Source organism: Kitasatospora sp. NPDC054795 (assembly GCF_053611565.1).
The window spans coordinates 1-13813 of sequence record NZ_JBSHAP010000186.1; the positions used below are offsets into that span (position 1 = coordinate 1).

The 13813-nt window shown below is 74.6% G+C and carries 14 protein-coding genes; 9 read left to right on the top strand and 5 right to left on the bottom strand.

Going from position 1 to position 13813, the window contains the following annotated elements:
- Positions 1-44: 44 nt before the first annotated feature.
- Positions 45-782, bottom strand: coding sequence for a response regulator transcription factor (locus ACWGJO_RS38425; RefSeq protein WP_452190273.1), 738 nt, complete (start codon positions 780-782; stop codon positions 45-47).
- A 215-nt stretch (positions 783-997) separates the two neighbouring features.
- Between ACWGJO_RS38425 and ACWGJO_RS38430 the strand changes: the two genes are divergently transcribed.
- Positions 998-2398 (top strand): COG1470 family protein, encoded by a 1401-nt coding sequence (locus ACWGJO_RS38430; RefSeq protein WP_452190274.1) that lies wholly within the window; start codon positions 998-1000, stop codon positions 2396-2398.
- A 296-nt stretch (positions 2399-2694) separates the two neighbouring features.
- On the opposite strand, the gene ACWGJO_RS38435 is transcribed toward ACWGJO_RS38430, so the two are convergent.
- From ACWGJO_RS38435 to ACWGJO_RS38445, 3 genes are all read right to left on the bottom strand, one after another.
- Positions 2695-3915 (bottom strand): GNAT family N-acetyltransferase, encoded by a 1221-nt coding sequence (locus ACWGJO_RS38435; RefSeq protein ID WP_452190275.1) that lies wholly within the window; start codon positions 3913-3915, stop codon positions 2695-2697.
- Between the two features lie 439 nt (positions 3916-4354).
- Positions 4355-5200, bottom strand: a complete 846-nt coding sequence (locus ACWGJO_RS38440; protein WP_452190276.1) for an N-acyl homoserine lactonase family protein — start codon at positions 5198-5200, stop codon at positions 4355-4357.
- A gap of 183 nt (positions 5201-5383) precedes the next feature.
- Positions 5384-5704, bottom strand: coding sequence for an SRPBCC family protein (locus ACWGJO_RS38445; RefSeq protein WP_452190277.1), 321 nt, complete (start codon positions 5702-5704; stop codon positions 5384-5386).
- A gap of 157 nt (positions 5705-5861) precedes the next feature.
- Between ACWGJO_RS38445 and sigK the strand changes: the two genes are divergently transcribed.
- The 7 genes from sigK to ACWGJO_RS38480 all read left to right on the top strand — a co-directional run bounded on the left by sigK (position 5862) and on the right by ACWGJO_RS38480 (position 11081).
- Entirely contained in the window at positions 5862-6476 is a 615-nt protein-coding gene (gene sigK / locus ACWGJO_RS38450) for an ECF RNA polymerase sigma factor SigK (protein ID WP_452190278.1), read from the top strand.
- Positions 6477-6552: 76 nt separating this feature from the next.
- Positions 6553-7590, top strand: a complete 1038-nt coding sequence (locus tag ACWGJO_RS38455) for a MerR family transcriptional regulator (RefSeq protein ID WP_452190286.1) — start codon at positions 6553-6555, stop codon at positions 7588-7590.
- A gap of 87 nt (positions 7591-7677) precedes the next feature.
- Positions 7678-8562 (top strand): hypothetical protein, encoded by an 885-nt coding sequence (locus tag ACWGJO_RS38460; protein WP_452190279.1) that lies wholly within the window; start codon positions 7678-7680, stop codon positions 8560-8562.
- A gap of 101 nt (positions 8563-8663) precedes the next feature.
- Positions 8664-9299 (top strand): DedA family protein, encoded by a 636-nt coding sequence (locus ACWGJO_RS38465; RefSeq protein ID WP_452190280.1) that lies wholly within the window; start codon positions 8664-8666, stop codon positions 9297-9299.
- A gap of 357 nt (positions 9300-9656) precedes the next feature.
- Positions 9657-9908: a hypothetical protein gene (locus tag ACWGJO_RS38470; protein ID WP_452190281.1), complete on the top strand. Its 252-nt coding sequence runs from the start codon at positions 9657-9659 to the stop codon at positions 9906-9908.
- 297 nt (positions 9909-10205) lie between these two features.
- Positions 10206-10607, top strand: a complete 402-nt coding sequence (locus tag ACWGJO_RS38475) for an SsgA family sporulation/cell division regulator (protein ID WP_452190282.1) — start codon at positions 10206-10208, stop codon at positions 10605-10607.
- Between the two features lie 162 nt (positions 10608-10769).
- Positions 10770-11081 carry a hypothetical protein gene (locus ACWGJO_RS38480; RefSeq protein WP_452190283.1) on the top strand — a complete coding sequence of 104 codons (312 nt, stop codon included), beginning with the start codon at positions 10770-10772 and terminating at the stop codon, positions 11079-11081.
- A gap of 30 nt (positions 11082-11111) precedes the next feature.
- Here ACWGJO_RS38480 and ACWGJO_RS38485 read toward each other — a convergent pair whose 3' ends face one another.
- On the bottom strand, positions 11112-12095 hold the full coding sequence (locus tag ACWGJO_RS38485) for an aldo/keto reductase (RefSeq protein WP_452190284.1): 984 nt from the start codon (positions 12093-12095) through the stop codon (positions 11112-11114).
- Between the two features lie 231 nt (positions 12096-12326).
- Between ACWGJO_RS38485 and ACWGJO_RS38490 the strand changes: the two genes are divergently transcribed.
- Complete coding sequence (locus ACWGJO_RS38490; protein WP_452190285.1) at positions 12327-13706, top strand: cryptochrome/photolyase family protein; 1380 nt, start codon at positions 12327-12329, stop codon at positions 13704-13706.
- The last annotated feature ends 107 nt before the right edge of the window (positions 13707-13813 follow it).

The following is a 13813-nucleotide window of genomic DNA, read 5'->3' on the forward strand; positions in this document are numbered from 1 at the left end:
CGCCCGGCCAGCCCGGCCGGGCGAGGCACCGCTTCCCCGTCCTCCTAGATCAGCCCGCGCCGCATCGCGTACCCCACCGCGTGGGCCCGGTTGCGCAGTCCCAGGCGGGTGATGATCTCGTGCAGCACGTTCTTCACCGTGCGCTCCGAGTACGAGGTCTTGGCGGCGATCTCGCTGGTGTCGAAGCCCTCCGCCACCAGCTTCAGCATCTCCGCCTCCCTCGCGGTCAACGTCGAGAGGGTCAGGCCGCGCCCGTCCAGCATGGTGCGCTGGAGGATCCCGATCCGGTCGAGCAGCTCGCCCAGCAGGTCGCCGGGCATCACGCCTTCGCCGTTGGCGAGGGCCGTGATGAGGTGCACCAGCCGGTCCTGGTCGGCCTCGGACCTCCGCAGCACGGCGGCGACCCCGTTCTCCACGATGGTCTGCAGCCCGCCGGCCTCGAAGTGCCCCACCACCAGGCCTATCCGGCCCGTGGTGGCGAGCCGCAGCCTCCGCAGGTGCTCGGTCACCGTCTCCGTCAGCGCGTCGACCACCAGCAGGGAGACCTCGGCCCGCCCGGCCTCGTTCTCGCTCAGCAGCTCCACCTCGGGCCGCTGGCGCAGCTGTTGGACCACGCCGGTCTGCAGGATGAGGTCCTCCGCGTAGACCGCCACCCGCACCTGGGCCGGCCTGCCGCGCAGTTGGGCGGGCACGCGCGGGACGGTGGTGCCGGCGGGCTTCGGTGCCACCGTGGTCCGGCGGGCTGTGACGGCTTCCTCACGGGTTGTATCGGTCGACGTCATCGAACTGCTCCATTCTGCAAGTGCCTGCGAGGGTGACGGCCTGGCGCCGCGGGGCGGTGCCGGCCGGGGGCTTGAGGACGGGTCACGCGGAGCCGGGCCGGGCCCGCGACGGGACCGGGCGGGGTCTCCGGTCGGTCCGCACGGGCAAGGGGTGTGGCCCCCAGCTTGCCCGTACGGCCCTCTTCTCCGGCGCGGTACGGCCCTACCGTCACGCTATGACCACATCCGCCGAACTCGGCCTGCCAGCATTGACGGTGGCCCCCGGTGGCGTGGCCACCACGACCCTGACGGTACGCAACGATCTTGACATCGTTGAGGCTTACACGTTCGAGGTGGTCGGCGACTGTGCCGGCTGGACGAAGGTGGAGCCGGCCCGGGTGTCGCTGTACCCGGGGACGTCCGAGACCGTGACGGTCCGGCTGGCTCCGCCGCGCTCCCCCGCCACTCGGACCGGCGAGTTCCCGCTCGGCATCCGGGTGCTGCCGGTCGAGCGCCCCGACCTGGTGACGGTGCCGGAGGCCACGGTCACCGTGACGCCGTTCCAGGAGCTGCAGGCCGCGCTGGCCCCGCGCCGTCGCCGTGGCTGGCTGCGCGGGCGCTACCGGGCCTCGGTGCGCAACCTCGGCAACGCTCCCACCGGTGTGACGTTCACTCCGGGACAGGCCGGTGAGGACCTGCGGTTCCGGGTCGCACCGGAGAAGCTGCGGCTGGAGCCCGGCGAGTCCGGGGAGGTGCGGGTGCAGGCGCGCACCCGCAAGCTGATCTGGTTCGGCAAGCCGGCGACCTGGCCGTTCGAGGTGACGGTGGGCCCGGAGGAGCGGGCGGACGGCAAGGACGACAAGGGAGGGAAGGGCGCGAAGGACGGCAAGGACGGGGCCAAGGCGCCGGAAGCCGTACCGGATACCGCGCCGACGCCCGTTCAGAAGCCGCTTCTGGAGGGCGAGTTCCTCCAGTTGCCGATCTTCCCGAAGTGGCTGCTCGCGCTCCTGGCGGCGCTGATCGCGCTGCTGCTGGCCTGGTTCGCCCTGGTCCGCCCGGCGGTGCGCAGCTCCGCGAAGCAGGCGGCCGAGAAGGCCGTCGCCCAGCAGAACGCCACTCCGGCCCCGCCGGCCGGTGTCCCGGCCGGTGACACGCCGGGCGCCCCCGCCAACGGGAGCACCCCCGGCGGCCAGACCAAGCCGGGCGCGGGGAAGCCGAACACCGGCCCCGGCAGCCAGGGCGGTCCGGGCGGGCTGGCGGTGCCGGGGACCGGCCAGCAGAGCTCCGCCACGATCGATGTCGTGACCGAGAACGGCGCCGCCGCGACCGGCAGTTACCAGGTGCCGCACGGCAAGGTCTTCGACATCACCGACCTCGTGGTCGCCAACTTCCAGGGCGACCAGGGACTGGTGACCATCACGGCCGGCAACAAGACCATCACCACCATCGCCTTGGAGACCTTCCGCAACCAGGACTACCACTGGGTGACTCCCCTTCAGGTCCCCGAGGACCAGGCGGTGACCGCGAACGTGACCTGCGAGGTTCCGGGCACCCCGGCCTCGGGCAAGCAGGCGCCCACGTGCCACGAACTCCTCAACGTCAGCGGGACTCTGAGCGACATCCGGCAAGGAAACTGAACGTTTCCGGTCCGTTCGTCTCCGAATTCCCGCTCCCCCGCATCTCCCCTCACATCCCGTGACCATGTCAATACCCGACGGACACTGTTGCATCGTGCACCCGTCCGAACCAAACCGACCCGCCGGTAACCAGCCCTGATCTGTCCCCCGAGGGCAACCGGCCTGGTCCCTGAGGGCAACCGGGCCTCCCCTGTGGGCGGTTCGGGGTGCCCGGCCCGGGAAAAGCCGTTCGCCGGTCCCCGCCCAACCAGGGCGGGGACCGGCGTTCGGTGTTATCGCGAGTGGCGGCTGCCGGATCAGAACCAGTGCAGGCAGTGCGGCGCGCGCTCGGCGCGGAACAGGGCGTCGGCGAGGACGGCCGCGCCGGGTCGATGGGCCCGGATGTGCCCGGCCCGGACGAGGGTGCTCGGGGCGGTGCCGCCGAGGTAGACCGCGCCCAGGTCGCGGACGTCCAGGGACAGATCGGGCTCCCGGTCCGTCGGGACGCACTCGGCCTTCCCGTCCCGGACGGTCAGCAGGTACCGATGGTGCTCGCCGAGGAACGGGTCGTCGACGTCCAGGACCAGCTCTCCGTCGGTGAACCAGCCGCGCGCGGTCAGCGCGCGCGGGACGTCCAGCAGCCGCACCCAGAGCCAGTCGGTGTGGTTGCCCAGCTGCCCGGCGTTGAAGTCGGCGAGCTGCCAGCGCAGCGGGTGGTCCGGCGGGCAGTGCCGGAACACGACCTGGGAGACCAGGTCGTGGCCGAGCACGAACCGGGCCAGGTCGGTGTGGGCGGCGTCGTCGACGGCGATGGTCTCGTCCACCGTCAGGGTGTCGTCGCCGAGCGAGTAGCTGGCGTACCCGTCCGGGGTGCCGTCGGCGTCCCGGTGGACGGCGACGTAACGCGGCGTCGGGGCGATCGGGATCTGCCCCGCGCCCAGCTCCCACCAGCGGCGCGGCCGGGACAGCGCACCGGGCTGACGGCGGCGGTATCGGTCGTAGACCTCCTCCACGATCTGCCCGCAGTCGGCCCGCCGCAGCAGTTCGACCGAGCCGGCCGCCGGGGCCCCGGCCGCCCGCCGCGCCCGGGGTTCGGCGAAGGCGGCCTGCCGGCTCGGCACCGTCAGCCGTTGGGTGTACGTCGCCGGACCGTAGCCGAACCTGCCGTAGATCCCGGCCTCGGAGGCCAGCAGGACGGAGAGGAACTCCCCTCGCGCCCGCACGTCGCCGAGCTGACGCCGCATCAGCGCGGTGAGCACGCCCTGGCGCCGGTGGGTGGGCAGGACGCCGACGGACGTCACTCCGGCGGTCGGGACGACCACCTCCCCGGGCAAGGTGAGCTCGAAGGAGCACGCCCCGGCGGTGCCGACCGGCCGCCCGTCCGCCGTCACGGCGAGCAGGTTGCGGTCCATCTCGGTCGCCGCCCACCAGACCCCGCCGCCGTCCGCGTTCGGGGTTTCCGGGAACCGCCCGAACGCGGCGTGAAGCGTGTCGACGAAGACGTCGAGGTCCTGGTCGGTCGTGGAACGGATCTCCATGCGGTGCTGCTGCCTCCCGTACTGCCGGCGCCACCTCGCGCAGCGCCCCCCGAAGTGCAGCGCGACCGCGCGGCCCGGTCAACCGAATTACCCGGCACCGCATGACCGGTGGGCAGCGGCCCCGAGAGCGTCCGGGGCCCGGGACCGTCGGCCGCCCGAACCGGTGTGTGCTGCTCCTGGAGGGGAAGGCGCGTCACCGGGACTCGGGCGGCGCTTGGCCCGCGCGGAAGCGGGCAGGCGCGAGGCGATCGTCCGGCTGACCGACCGGCTCGGCCGCAGGAAGCTCTTCATGCTCACCCCGACGGTCCACCTCGCCGCCACCGCCGCCACCGCCGTCACCCGTGGCACCGGGGCCCGCACCGCGTGTCGGTCCTGGGACCGGGCGCCGGCCTGGTTCGTCGGCGTGGTGCCCGACCGGGTCGACAGGGGCGATCACGGCTCACCTCTCGCCGGCGGCGACCGCGGCGGCTGCGTTCGGGTCGTGGGCGGCCAGGATCCTCAGGCCGGGGTTGCGACGGCGGAACTCGTTGACCTGCGCGGTGGTGACGTGCAGCCGGCCCTTGTCACCGACACCGGCGATGTGGCCTTCTTCCAGCAGATGGTCGTCATAGGTGAGGTCGCCGACCATCAACAGCGGGTCGCGTTCACGACGGCGCACGAGCAGCGACACTGAGCCGGGGGTGTGGCCCGGGGTCCGGACCAGTACCAGCGAACCGTCCCCGAACAGATCGTGGCCTTCGGTGAAGGGCGCGATGTCGTCCATCGGCTGGAACTGTGGGTGGGTCCAGCGCAGGCCGGGGAGTTCGATGTGGCTGCGCAGCAGGCCGCGCATCTCCGGCCGCGGCTCGTGCATCGATGCCCATTCATCCGCGCTGACCAGGATCTGCGCGTGGGTCAGCTCGCGCAGTCCGCCGATGTGGTCCTGGTGCAGGTGGGAGATGATCGCGGTCTTCACGTCCGCGATGTCGTAGCCCTGGGCCGCGAGCTGCGCGGGAAGGGTGTCGCCCTCGCTGATCGCGAACCGGGCCAGCCGCTTGTAGATCAGCCCGGTGAATCCGCCCGGAAAGTAGCCGGGGTCGGTGACCGAAGCCCGGTCCTGCCCGGTGTCGAACAGCACCAGGCCGTCCTCGTGCTCGATCACGTACACGTTGATCGGCCGCGGCGCGGTCCACCGCCGCGAGGTCATGATCCACCAAAGGGTCGGCTTCCCGCTCGCCTTCACATGCTCGGGGTGGATCGCCACGCTGCCGGTACTGATTGCGGAGACCTTCTTGATCTTCGTCATGAAAAATGGTTGACGCGGCATCCATGTCGTGTCAACGATCCACGCGGGCGTGCGCCGAGCTCCGCCCGTGGTGATGGTGTTGCGTGACGTGCCCCGGCTTCGGGGGCCGCGGAGCCGGCCTCAGGAGGCGCTGCCGAAGAGGCTTTCGGGCCGAGGCCGGCTCGTTTCCGGGATCAGAGGTCGTCATCGGGTTTCGAGGAGGTTCTTCAGGACGTCGAGGTTCTTGGCGACCGCGCGTTTGATCTGGGAGCCGGCGAGCGCGGCGACGACCTTGGCGGCTCCGGAGGCTGTGAGGTGGAAGCTGTTGACCAGTCGGGTGGTGCGCTGGTCGATCGCGGTCAGCCGGTAGGTGGCGATTCCCGAGAACGGGCCGAAGTCGCCGTCCACGGTCAGCAGGCTCGGAGGGTCGTACTCGGTGACGCGGAAATGCTCCTCGGCGGGGCGCGGGAGGTGGCGGGTCTGGCGGTAGACACAGGTGATCGGGGTCAAATCCGCCTCGTGCACCCGCCGGCCTCCCGACCGGTGCTGTCGTACCGAGATGTGGCGGGCATCGAGGCCGGGCACCCCGGGTGAACCCGATGCCGTCGCCGTCGCCTGGCGCGAAACGCTGCACAAAGGCTGCGGGTGGTGCCGGGAAGCCGAAACGCTGCACAGTGCCGGGGTGAGCACGCACGCCGGCCCGTCCCCGTCCCGCTCCCCAGCCGTCCCCGTCGTCCCGGCTCCGGCCGCGGAGCTGGAACGCCTGGTCGCCGCGGTGGCCCGGGGCGACCAGGTGGCGTACGCGCGGCTGTACCGGGCCGTGGCCGCGCCGGTGTACGGGACGGCGCTGCGGACGCTGCGCAGCCCCTCGCAGGCCGAGGAGGTCGCGCAGGAGGTACTGCTGGAGGTCTGGCGCGCCGCCGCCGGCTACCGGCCGGCCCGCGGCACGGTGCTGGCCTGGGTGCTCACCATCGCCCACCGCCGCGCCGTGGACCGGGTCCGGGCGGCGCAGGCCGCCGCCGACCGCGAACTGCGGGCGGCCCTGCGCGAACAGCCGGTCCGCGAACCTGGCGCCGAACCGGTCGCCGAGCAGGTCGAGCGGGTCCTCGACGCACGCCGGGTGCGGTCCGCGCTCGCCCGGCTGAGCGGCGTCCAGCGCGAGTCGCTCGTCCTGGCTTACTACGGCGGGTACTCGCAGAGTGAGATCGCCCGGGCCCTGGGGGTGCCGCTGGGCACGGTGAAGACCCGCATGCGGGACGGGCTGCTGCGGCTGCGGACGGCCTTCGACGGCTCCTGACGCCCGGGCCCGACAGGGGATCATGGCAGTGGCGAAGAACGCCCGGGACATCCGGAAGATCCGCGAGAGGAGAACGATGGGTGCCGACCAGGCCGGCCTGCCGACCGGCGGCGTGGCCCGGCTCCTCGGGGTGTCCCCCACCACGATCCGCTCCTGGGAGCGCCGCTACGGCATCGGCCCCTCGCTGCGCGACCCCGGCCACCACCGCCGCTGGAGCCCCGAGGACATCGCGCTGCTCGAAGCGATGTGCCGCCTGGCGGCCCGCGGCGTGCGCCCGGCCGAAGCGGCCCGGGCGGTGCTGGCCTCCCACCACGCGGCCGGGGCCGAGGCCGAGACCGAACCCGCACCCGCACCCGCACCCGCACCCGAGGCCGGTGCCGGTGCCGGTGCCGGTGCCGCGAACGAGGCCGTCGCACCGGTGCCCGGGCCGGAGGCCGGTCGCGGCCCGGTCGGCGGCCGGTCGCTGCGGATGGGAGCGGTCCGCGCCGAGTGCCGGGGCCTGGCCCGGGCCGCCGTCCGCCTGGACTCCCCGGAGGTCGCCCGGATCCTGCGGGAGGTGGTGGATTCGCTCGGGGTCGTCGACGCCTGGACCGAGGTGATGATGCCCGCACTGCGCGCGACCGGACGCAAGTGGGCCTCCTCCGGCGAGCAGTACGTCGAGGTCGAGCACCTGCTGTCCTGGCACGTGTCCACCGTCCTGCGCGCCGCGGCCGTACGGCCCGCCAGGCCGCGGCCCGCGCCGCCCGTCCTGCTGGCCGCGATGCCCGACGAGCAGCACAGCCTGGCGCTGGAGGCGGCCGCGGCGGGCCTGGGCGAGCGTGCGCTGCCCTTCCGGATGCTGGGCGCGGCCGTCCCGCCCAGGGCGCTGCTGGACGCGGTGCACCGGATCGGCCCGGGCGCCGTGATGCTCTGGTCGCAGCTCCCGCCCACCGCCGACCACGAGCTGGTCCGGCGGGTGGCCGACTCCTCATGGGGCGCGCGCGGCTCCCGCGGCCGGGCCCTGGTCCTGGCCACCGGCCCCGGCTGGGGCCGAAGCGGCGCCCCGGGCGGCACCGCGGGCCCGCAGAGCCTGGCGAGCGCCCTCGACCTCCTGGAGCGGACCGTCACCGGGTGATCCGCGCGGCCGTTCCCCGACCGCCGAATGTCCCCCCGGCCGCCGAATGTCCCCGCCGCCGGATGTCACCCGTTCGGGTGACTCCGAGTGCGCTCGCCCATCCGGGGCCGGGTCGGCACCGAACCCACCGTGCCGGCGGCCGGCCGGGACGAGGACATGGACGGGTACGTGGACATCGGCATGGACGTGGACGTGGACAGGAGCGCGATGAAGGTGTCCCCCAGAACGGGACGGACGCTGCGGGTCCGGCCCGCGACCCGCGAGGACCAGGCCCAGGTGGTCCGGCTGATCGCGGCCGACCGGCCCGCCGTACCCTTCCCGGCGACGGCACCCGTCGCCTGGGACCGCCGGCCCGACCGGACGGTCCTCGTCCTCCACGACGGGGACGGTCGGCTCCGGGGCGCGATGGCCGTGCACCGCCGGACGACGGCCGGCCGACTCACCGGCGGGGTGGCCTGGCTGCACTGCCGCGAGGCCTCGGACGCGTCCGAGGCCCTCGTCCGGACCGTCCTGGCGCGGAGTGGCGGTCTGACGGCCGTCACCGCCTTCACCGACCCTTCGCCCTGGCCGCCCCACCTGCCCGGACTGCCGCTCCACCGCCGACCGGTCACCACCCGGGCGTTCCTCGCCCACGGGTTCCGCCCGATGGACCACCGCCTCCTGCTGCACCGCCCCGCCACGTCCACCATCGACCGCGCCGCCCTCGGCCCGCGCACGGCCGACGCCCCGCCCCTCTGGGTGTCCCCGGAGGGCACCCTCCACCACGACCGCGGCACCGTCGGCCCGCCCGCACCGGCCGTGCTGTGGCGCCGCAACCTGCCCCGCGCGTTGGAGGAACTCGACCGCGCCGGCGGCCGGGACGTCCTGGCCATCGTCGATCTGCTCGCCCCCGGCGCCTGCGAACTCGCTGCCGTCCTCGCCGGGTTCGGCTTCGACGAGCTCGACCTGCTGCGCTCGCTGGTCCTGACCTGAACCCGGCCCGGGGTCTGCCGGCTTCCGGACCGCCGGGTCGCCGGGGGCGGCGAGCGTTACATTGAGGCGGAGAGGGGCGCCGGTCCGGAACGGGGTGGCTGATGCACTCGATCACCGCCTGGCTGAGCGGACTGTCCGGTCCGGTCGGGTACGCGGTGGTCGCGGGCCTCGTGCTCGTCGAGGACGCCCTCTTCTTCAGCTTCGTCGTCCCCGGCGAGACCGCGGCCGTCCTCGGCGGGTTCCTGGCCCACCAGGGCCGGCTCTCGCTCGGCTGGCTCGTCCTGTTCGTGGTCTGCGCGGCCGTCCTCGGCGACACCGCCGGCTACGAGATCGGCCGCCACATCGGCCCGAGGATCCTCGACACCCACCCGATGCGGCGCCATGCGACCCGGGTCGACCGGGCCCAGGACCTGATCCGCCGACGCGGGCCGGCCGCAGTCTTCTTCGGCCGCTTCGTCGCCTTCTTCCGCGCCATGGTGCCCACCCTGGCCGGCATGTCCCGCATGCCCTACCGCCGCTTCCTCCTGTTCAACGCCCTCGGCGGCGTCCTCTGGGGCGTCGGGTTCACCCTGCTCGGCTACTTCGCCGGAGCCGCCTACACCCGGGTCGAGAGCACCGTCGGCCGGGTCCTCGCCCTCGCGATCGCCGCGGGCGTCGTCATCGCCCTCGCCGTCTGGTACCTGCGCCGGCACCGGCGCGGCGACCGCGCCCCGGACCGCGGCGACCGGGACGAGTAGTCCTGCCCCCACCATCGGATCATCGCCGTGGTCTCCGGAGCCCGGCGCGGATCTCGGTACCGCCCGACGGCACGGGCCCGCGCGGCGGCGGCTTGCGGGCCGTCGGCGAAGGCGGGCCCGTAACCGCACCGCGTGGCAAGCGCGCGCCGGGAGCGAAGCCCGCCGCGTCCGGCAGCGCGGCCTCCGGCCCGGGGTTACGGTCGGAGGGCCGACGACCGAGGGCCGACGGAACCGGCGCCGGGCCGAGCGGCCCGGCCCCGTACTCGCGGTCCGGAATCCGGTTCGAACCCGGGCATCCGGGCAGCCGCCAGGTGTTCCATCCGTCCAAGCCCAGGACCCCGGAAAGGGAACGAGCCCATGACCACACCCGACGACCACGGAACGCAGCCGGACGAGGCGACGCAGGAACGGTCCGCCGAGGAACGCGCGATCACGTCCCCGACCCCGGCGGACGTCCGGGCGAAGGCCGAGGGCCGGGTCGGAGCCCGGGAGCGCTCGGCCGAGGAGCGATCCATCAGTGCGCCCACCCCGGCCGACGTGCGGCGGAAGGCGAAGCCGGGCGAGGACGAGGAGCCGGAGCCGCCCGCGGCGGACACCGTGGCGCCGTGAGGCTCCGCACGATCACGCGGTGATCACCCGGTGCCCCCCGAGCCCCACCCCGCCCCACCCCGCCCCGCCCTGGCGACCGTACGCCGGGGCGGGGCTTCGCTGTGCGGGCCCGGAGCAGTCGGCGGCTGCCCGTCCCCCCGACCGGGAAACCACCCGGGTGGGGGATCACGCCGGGCGACGCGGTTGCGTTGAGAGACGAGGAATGCGCCCCGGGCACGCGGGTAACCGAGCGCTGCCACCACCGGCCGTCGCGGCCGGGGGAAACCGGGTGCCACCGCCAGAATGGGAGTTCGTCGCATGACTGTCGCCACCTCCTGGTCCACCGCCGTCACCCTGCCCGAGGGCCCGTTCCCCGACGTGGCCGTGGAGGCGCAGCTGCGGTTCGACACGGCGTCGCCGTACGCGGTGTGCCTGGCATTCCCGCCGCTCGGCGACGACGACGCGGCGCGGTGGACCTTCGCGCGCGAGTTGCTGGACAGGGGCCGGCACGGCCCGGCCGGCCACGGGGACGTGACCGTCGCGCCCGGGCCGGAGGACCGCGTGCTGATCACCCTGCGTTCGCCGGCCGCGCGGGCCGTCATCAGTGTTCCGGCGGCCGTCGTGACGGCGTTCCTCCTGGACTCCTTCCGCCTGGTGCCGGCCGGCGCCGAGACCGAGCACCTGGACCTCGACGCCGCCCTCGCCCGCCTGCTCTCCTGACTCCGCCCCGCCCCGCCACTGGGACCGGTGCCGCCACCGGGCCGGGCCGGGCATGCCTCCCGGCGCGCGGGGTAGGCGGGCCTCACGAGACGGCCCCGGCCCGCCGGTCACCTCGCCGTCGGGTCCGGGCCCGCCGCCGGAACGCGAGGAGAGGAGAAGACCATGACCACCCCACCGTTCCCGGCCACACCCGACGGCCCCGCCCTGTACGCCGTCGCCGTGCCCGCCCTGGCCCTCGCCGCGCTGCTCATCGGCGTGTTCGCCTGGGGCAGCCACCACCTGAACCGCCGACGGCCGAAGCCGGCCCGCGACGCCCCCGCAGCCCGTGCGGCCCGTGCGGACTCCCTGGCCGCTCGGCATGCTTCCGGGCCGGACGGCACGCACGCGAGCCACCGGAAGCCCGCGGGCCGCGGGGCCGGTCGGCCCTCGCACCGGCGGGCCCACCGCGCGGCCCCACCCCGACGGTCGTCGTGAGGGCCACGGGCCGCTACCGACCGCCCGCCGTCACCAGCGGGTGTGGACCTGTGCCCGGATCCGCCGGTCGTACAGCTCGCGCACGGCGGCCAGGGTGGCCGACGGCAGCGGGGACAGCCCGGCGGCGGCCGCGTTGGCCCGGGCCTGCACCACGTTGCGGGCACCGGGGATCACCGTCGTCACCCCCGGCTGCTGGGTGACCCACCGCAGCGCCGTTTGAGCCGCGCTCGCGCCCTCGGGTGCGAGCGCGGCGAACTCCACCGCCGCCTCGACGCCCGTCGCGAAGTCCACCCCGGAGAAGGTCTCCCCCTGGTCGAAGGACTCGCCGTGGCGGTTGTAGGTGCGGTGGTCGTCCGGGCCGAAGACGGTGTGCTCGTCGTACCGGCCCGACAGCAGGCCCGAGGCCAGCGGCACCCGGGCGAGGATTCCCACGCCGGCCGCCTCGGCGGCGGGCAGCACCTGCTCCAGCGGCTTGAGCCGGAACGCGTTCAGGATGATCTGGACGCTCGCGACGTTCGGGCGGGCGATGGCCGTCAGCGCCTCGGCGCAGGTCTCCACGCTCACCCCGTAGGCGGCGATCCGGCCCTCCTCCACCAGGGTGTCCAGGGCGTCGAAGACCTCATGCGAGGAGTAGACCGGCGTCGGCGGGCAGTGCAGCTGCACCAGGTCCAGCCGCTCCACCCCCAGGTTGTCCCGTGAACGGTCGGCCCAGGCACGGAAGTTGGCGAGGTTGTAGTGCTCGGGCCGCTGCTCGACCCGGCGGCCGAACTTGGTGGCGACGAACACCTCGGCGTCCGGGCGCTCCTTCAGGAAACGGCCGATCAGCCGCTCGCTGCGGCCGTCGCCGTAGACGTCGGCGGTGTCGAAGAGGGTGACGCCGGCCTCCACCGAGGCCTCCAGCACGGCCAGGGCGTCCTCCTCCCGGACGTCCCCCCAGTCCGCGCCGAGCTGCCAGGTACCGAGTCCGACGATCGAGACGGGGCGGCCGGTACGGCCGAGTACGCGCTGTTCCATGGAGCGAGCCTCTCACGCGACGCCCCGGCCGCACCACGCACCGCTGCCGGCGCACGTCCCGTGGCCTGCGCACATCCCGCTGTCGACGCACCTGCGCGTGCCCGCCGCCCGGACCCGCGGGGCCGTTGGGACCAATCCGCGCCGCCGGCGGCTCCGAACATCCGGGGAGAAGCAGCTGAAGCGGTAGAAGCAATCAGAACACCCGACAGCACCACCTGTGAGGCCCCGCCCGTGACCGTATCGATCGCCCTGTTCACCCAGGACCTGCGGCTGCACGACAACCCCGTCCTGCACGCCGCCCGGTCCGCGGCCGACCGGGTCGTCCCGCTGTTCGTCCTGGACCCGGCCGTCGAGGACGCCGGATTCGCCGCGCCCAACCGGCAGGCGTTCCTGGCCGACTGCCTCGCCGACCTGGACGCCTCGCTGCGCCGGATCGGCTCCCGGCTGATCGTGCGCCGCGGCGAACCCGCCGAGCAGGCGGCCCGGGTCGCCGCCGAGGTCGAGGCCGAAGGTGCGGCCGAGGGTGCGGCCGGTGGCGGTCCCGCTCCCGTCACCGCTCCCGTCACCGTGCACATCGCGGCGGGCGTCAGCGCCTTCGCGCACCGGCGGGAGGCGCGGCTGCGCGAGGTGTTCGGCGAGCTTCTGCACGTCCACGACGCCTCGGTGACGGTCGTCCCCGCGGGCCGGATCACCCCGGCCGGCCGGGACCACTACGCGGTCTTCACCCCGTACCACCGCGCCTGGCAGCAGGCGCCCCGCCGCACGGTGCTCGGCGCGCCCCGGGCGCTCGACACCCCGGGCGGCATCGGCAGCGAGAACCTGCTGCTCACCGGACCGCTCTCGCCCTCCCTGCCGCCCGGGGGCGAGAGCGCGGCCAGGGACCGGTGGCGGCGCTGGGACGTCGACGCCTACGCCCGGGTGCACGACGACCTCGCCGCCGACGCCACCTCCCGGCTCTCCCCGTACCTGCACTTCGGCTGCCTGTCCCCCACCGAACTCGTCGAACGCGCCCTGCGGCACGACGGCGAGGGGGCGCAGGCCTTCGTCCGGCAGCTCGCCTGGCGCGACTTCCACCACCAGGTCCTCGCCGCCCGCCCCGACGCCGCGCACCGCGACTACCGCACCAGGGACGACCGCTGGCACCGGGACGAGCGCGAGGCCGAGGCCTGGCGGCAGGGCCGCACCGGCTACCCGATCGTCGACGCCGGAATGCGCCAGCTCGCCGAGGAGGGCTGGATGCACAACCGGGCCCGCCTGCTGACGGCGGGCTTCCTCGCCAAGTGCCTGTACCTGGACTGGCGGATCGGCGCCGCCCACTTCCTGTCGCTGCTGGTCGACGGCGACGTGGCCGACAACCAGCTCAACTGGCAGTGGGTCGCCGGCACCGGAACCGACACCCGCCCCAACCGGGTACTCAACCCGCTGCGCCAGGCCGACCGGTACGACCCGGACGGGGCGTACGTTCGGCGCTGGGTGCCCGAACTCGCCCACCTGCCCGGGCCCGCCGTCCACCGCCCCTGGCTGCTCGACCCCGCCCCCGACTACCCGGCGCCGCTCATCGCCCCGGACGCCCTCACCGCCCGCTTCCGCGAGGCCCGGGGCCTGGACTGAGCACGGCCGGGGGCCACCCGGGGGTGGGGGGGGCCCGGGCCCGCGGCCGGCGCGGTGGACAGCCGCGGAGAGCAGGGAGAAGCAGGGGGGGGCCGGGGTGGGCCGGG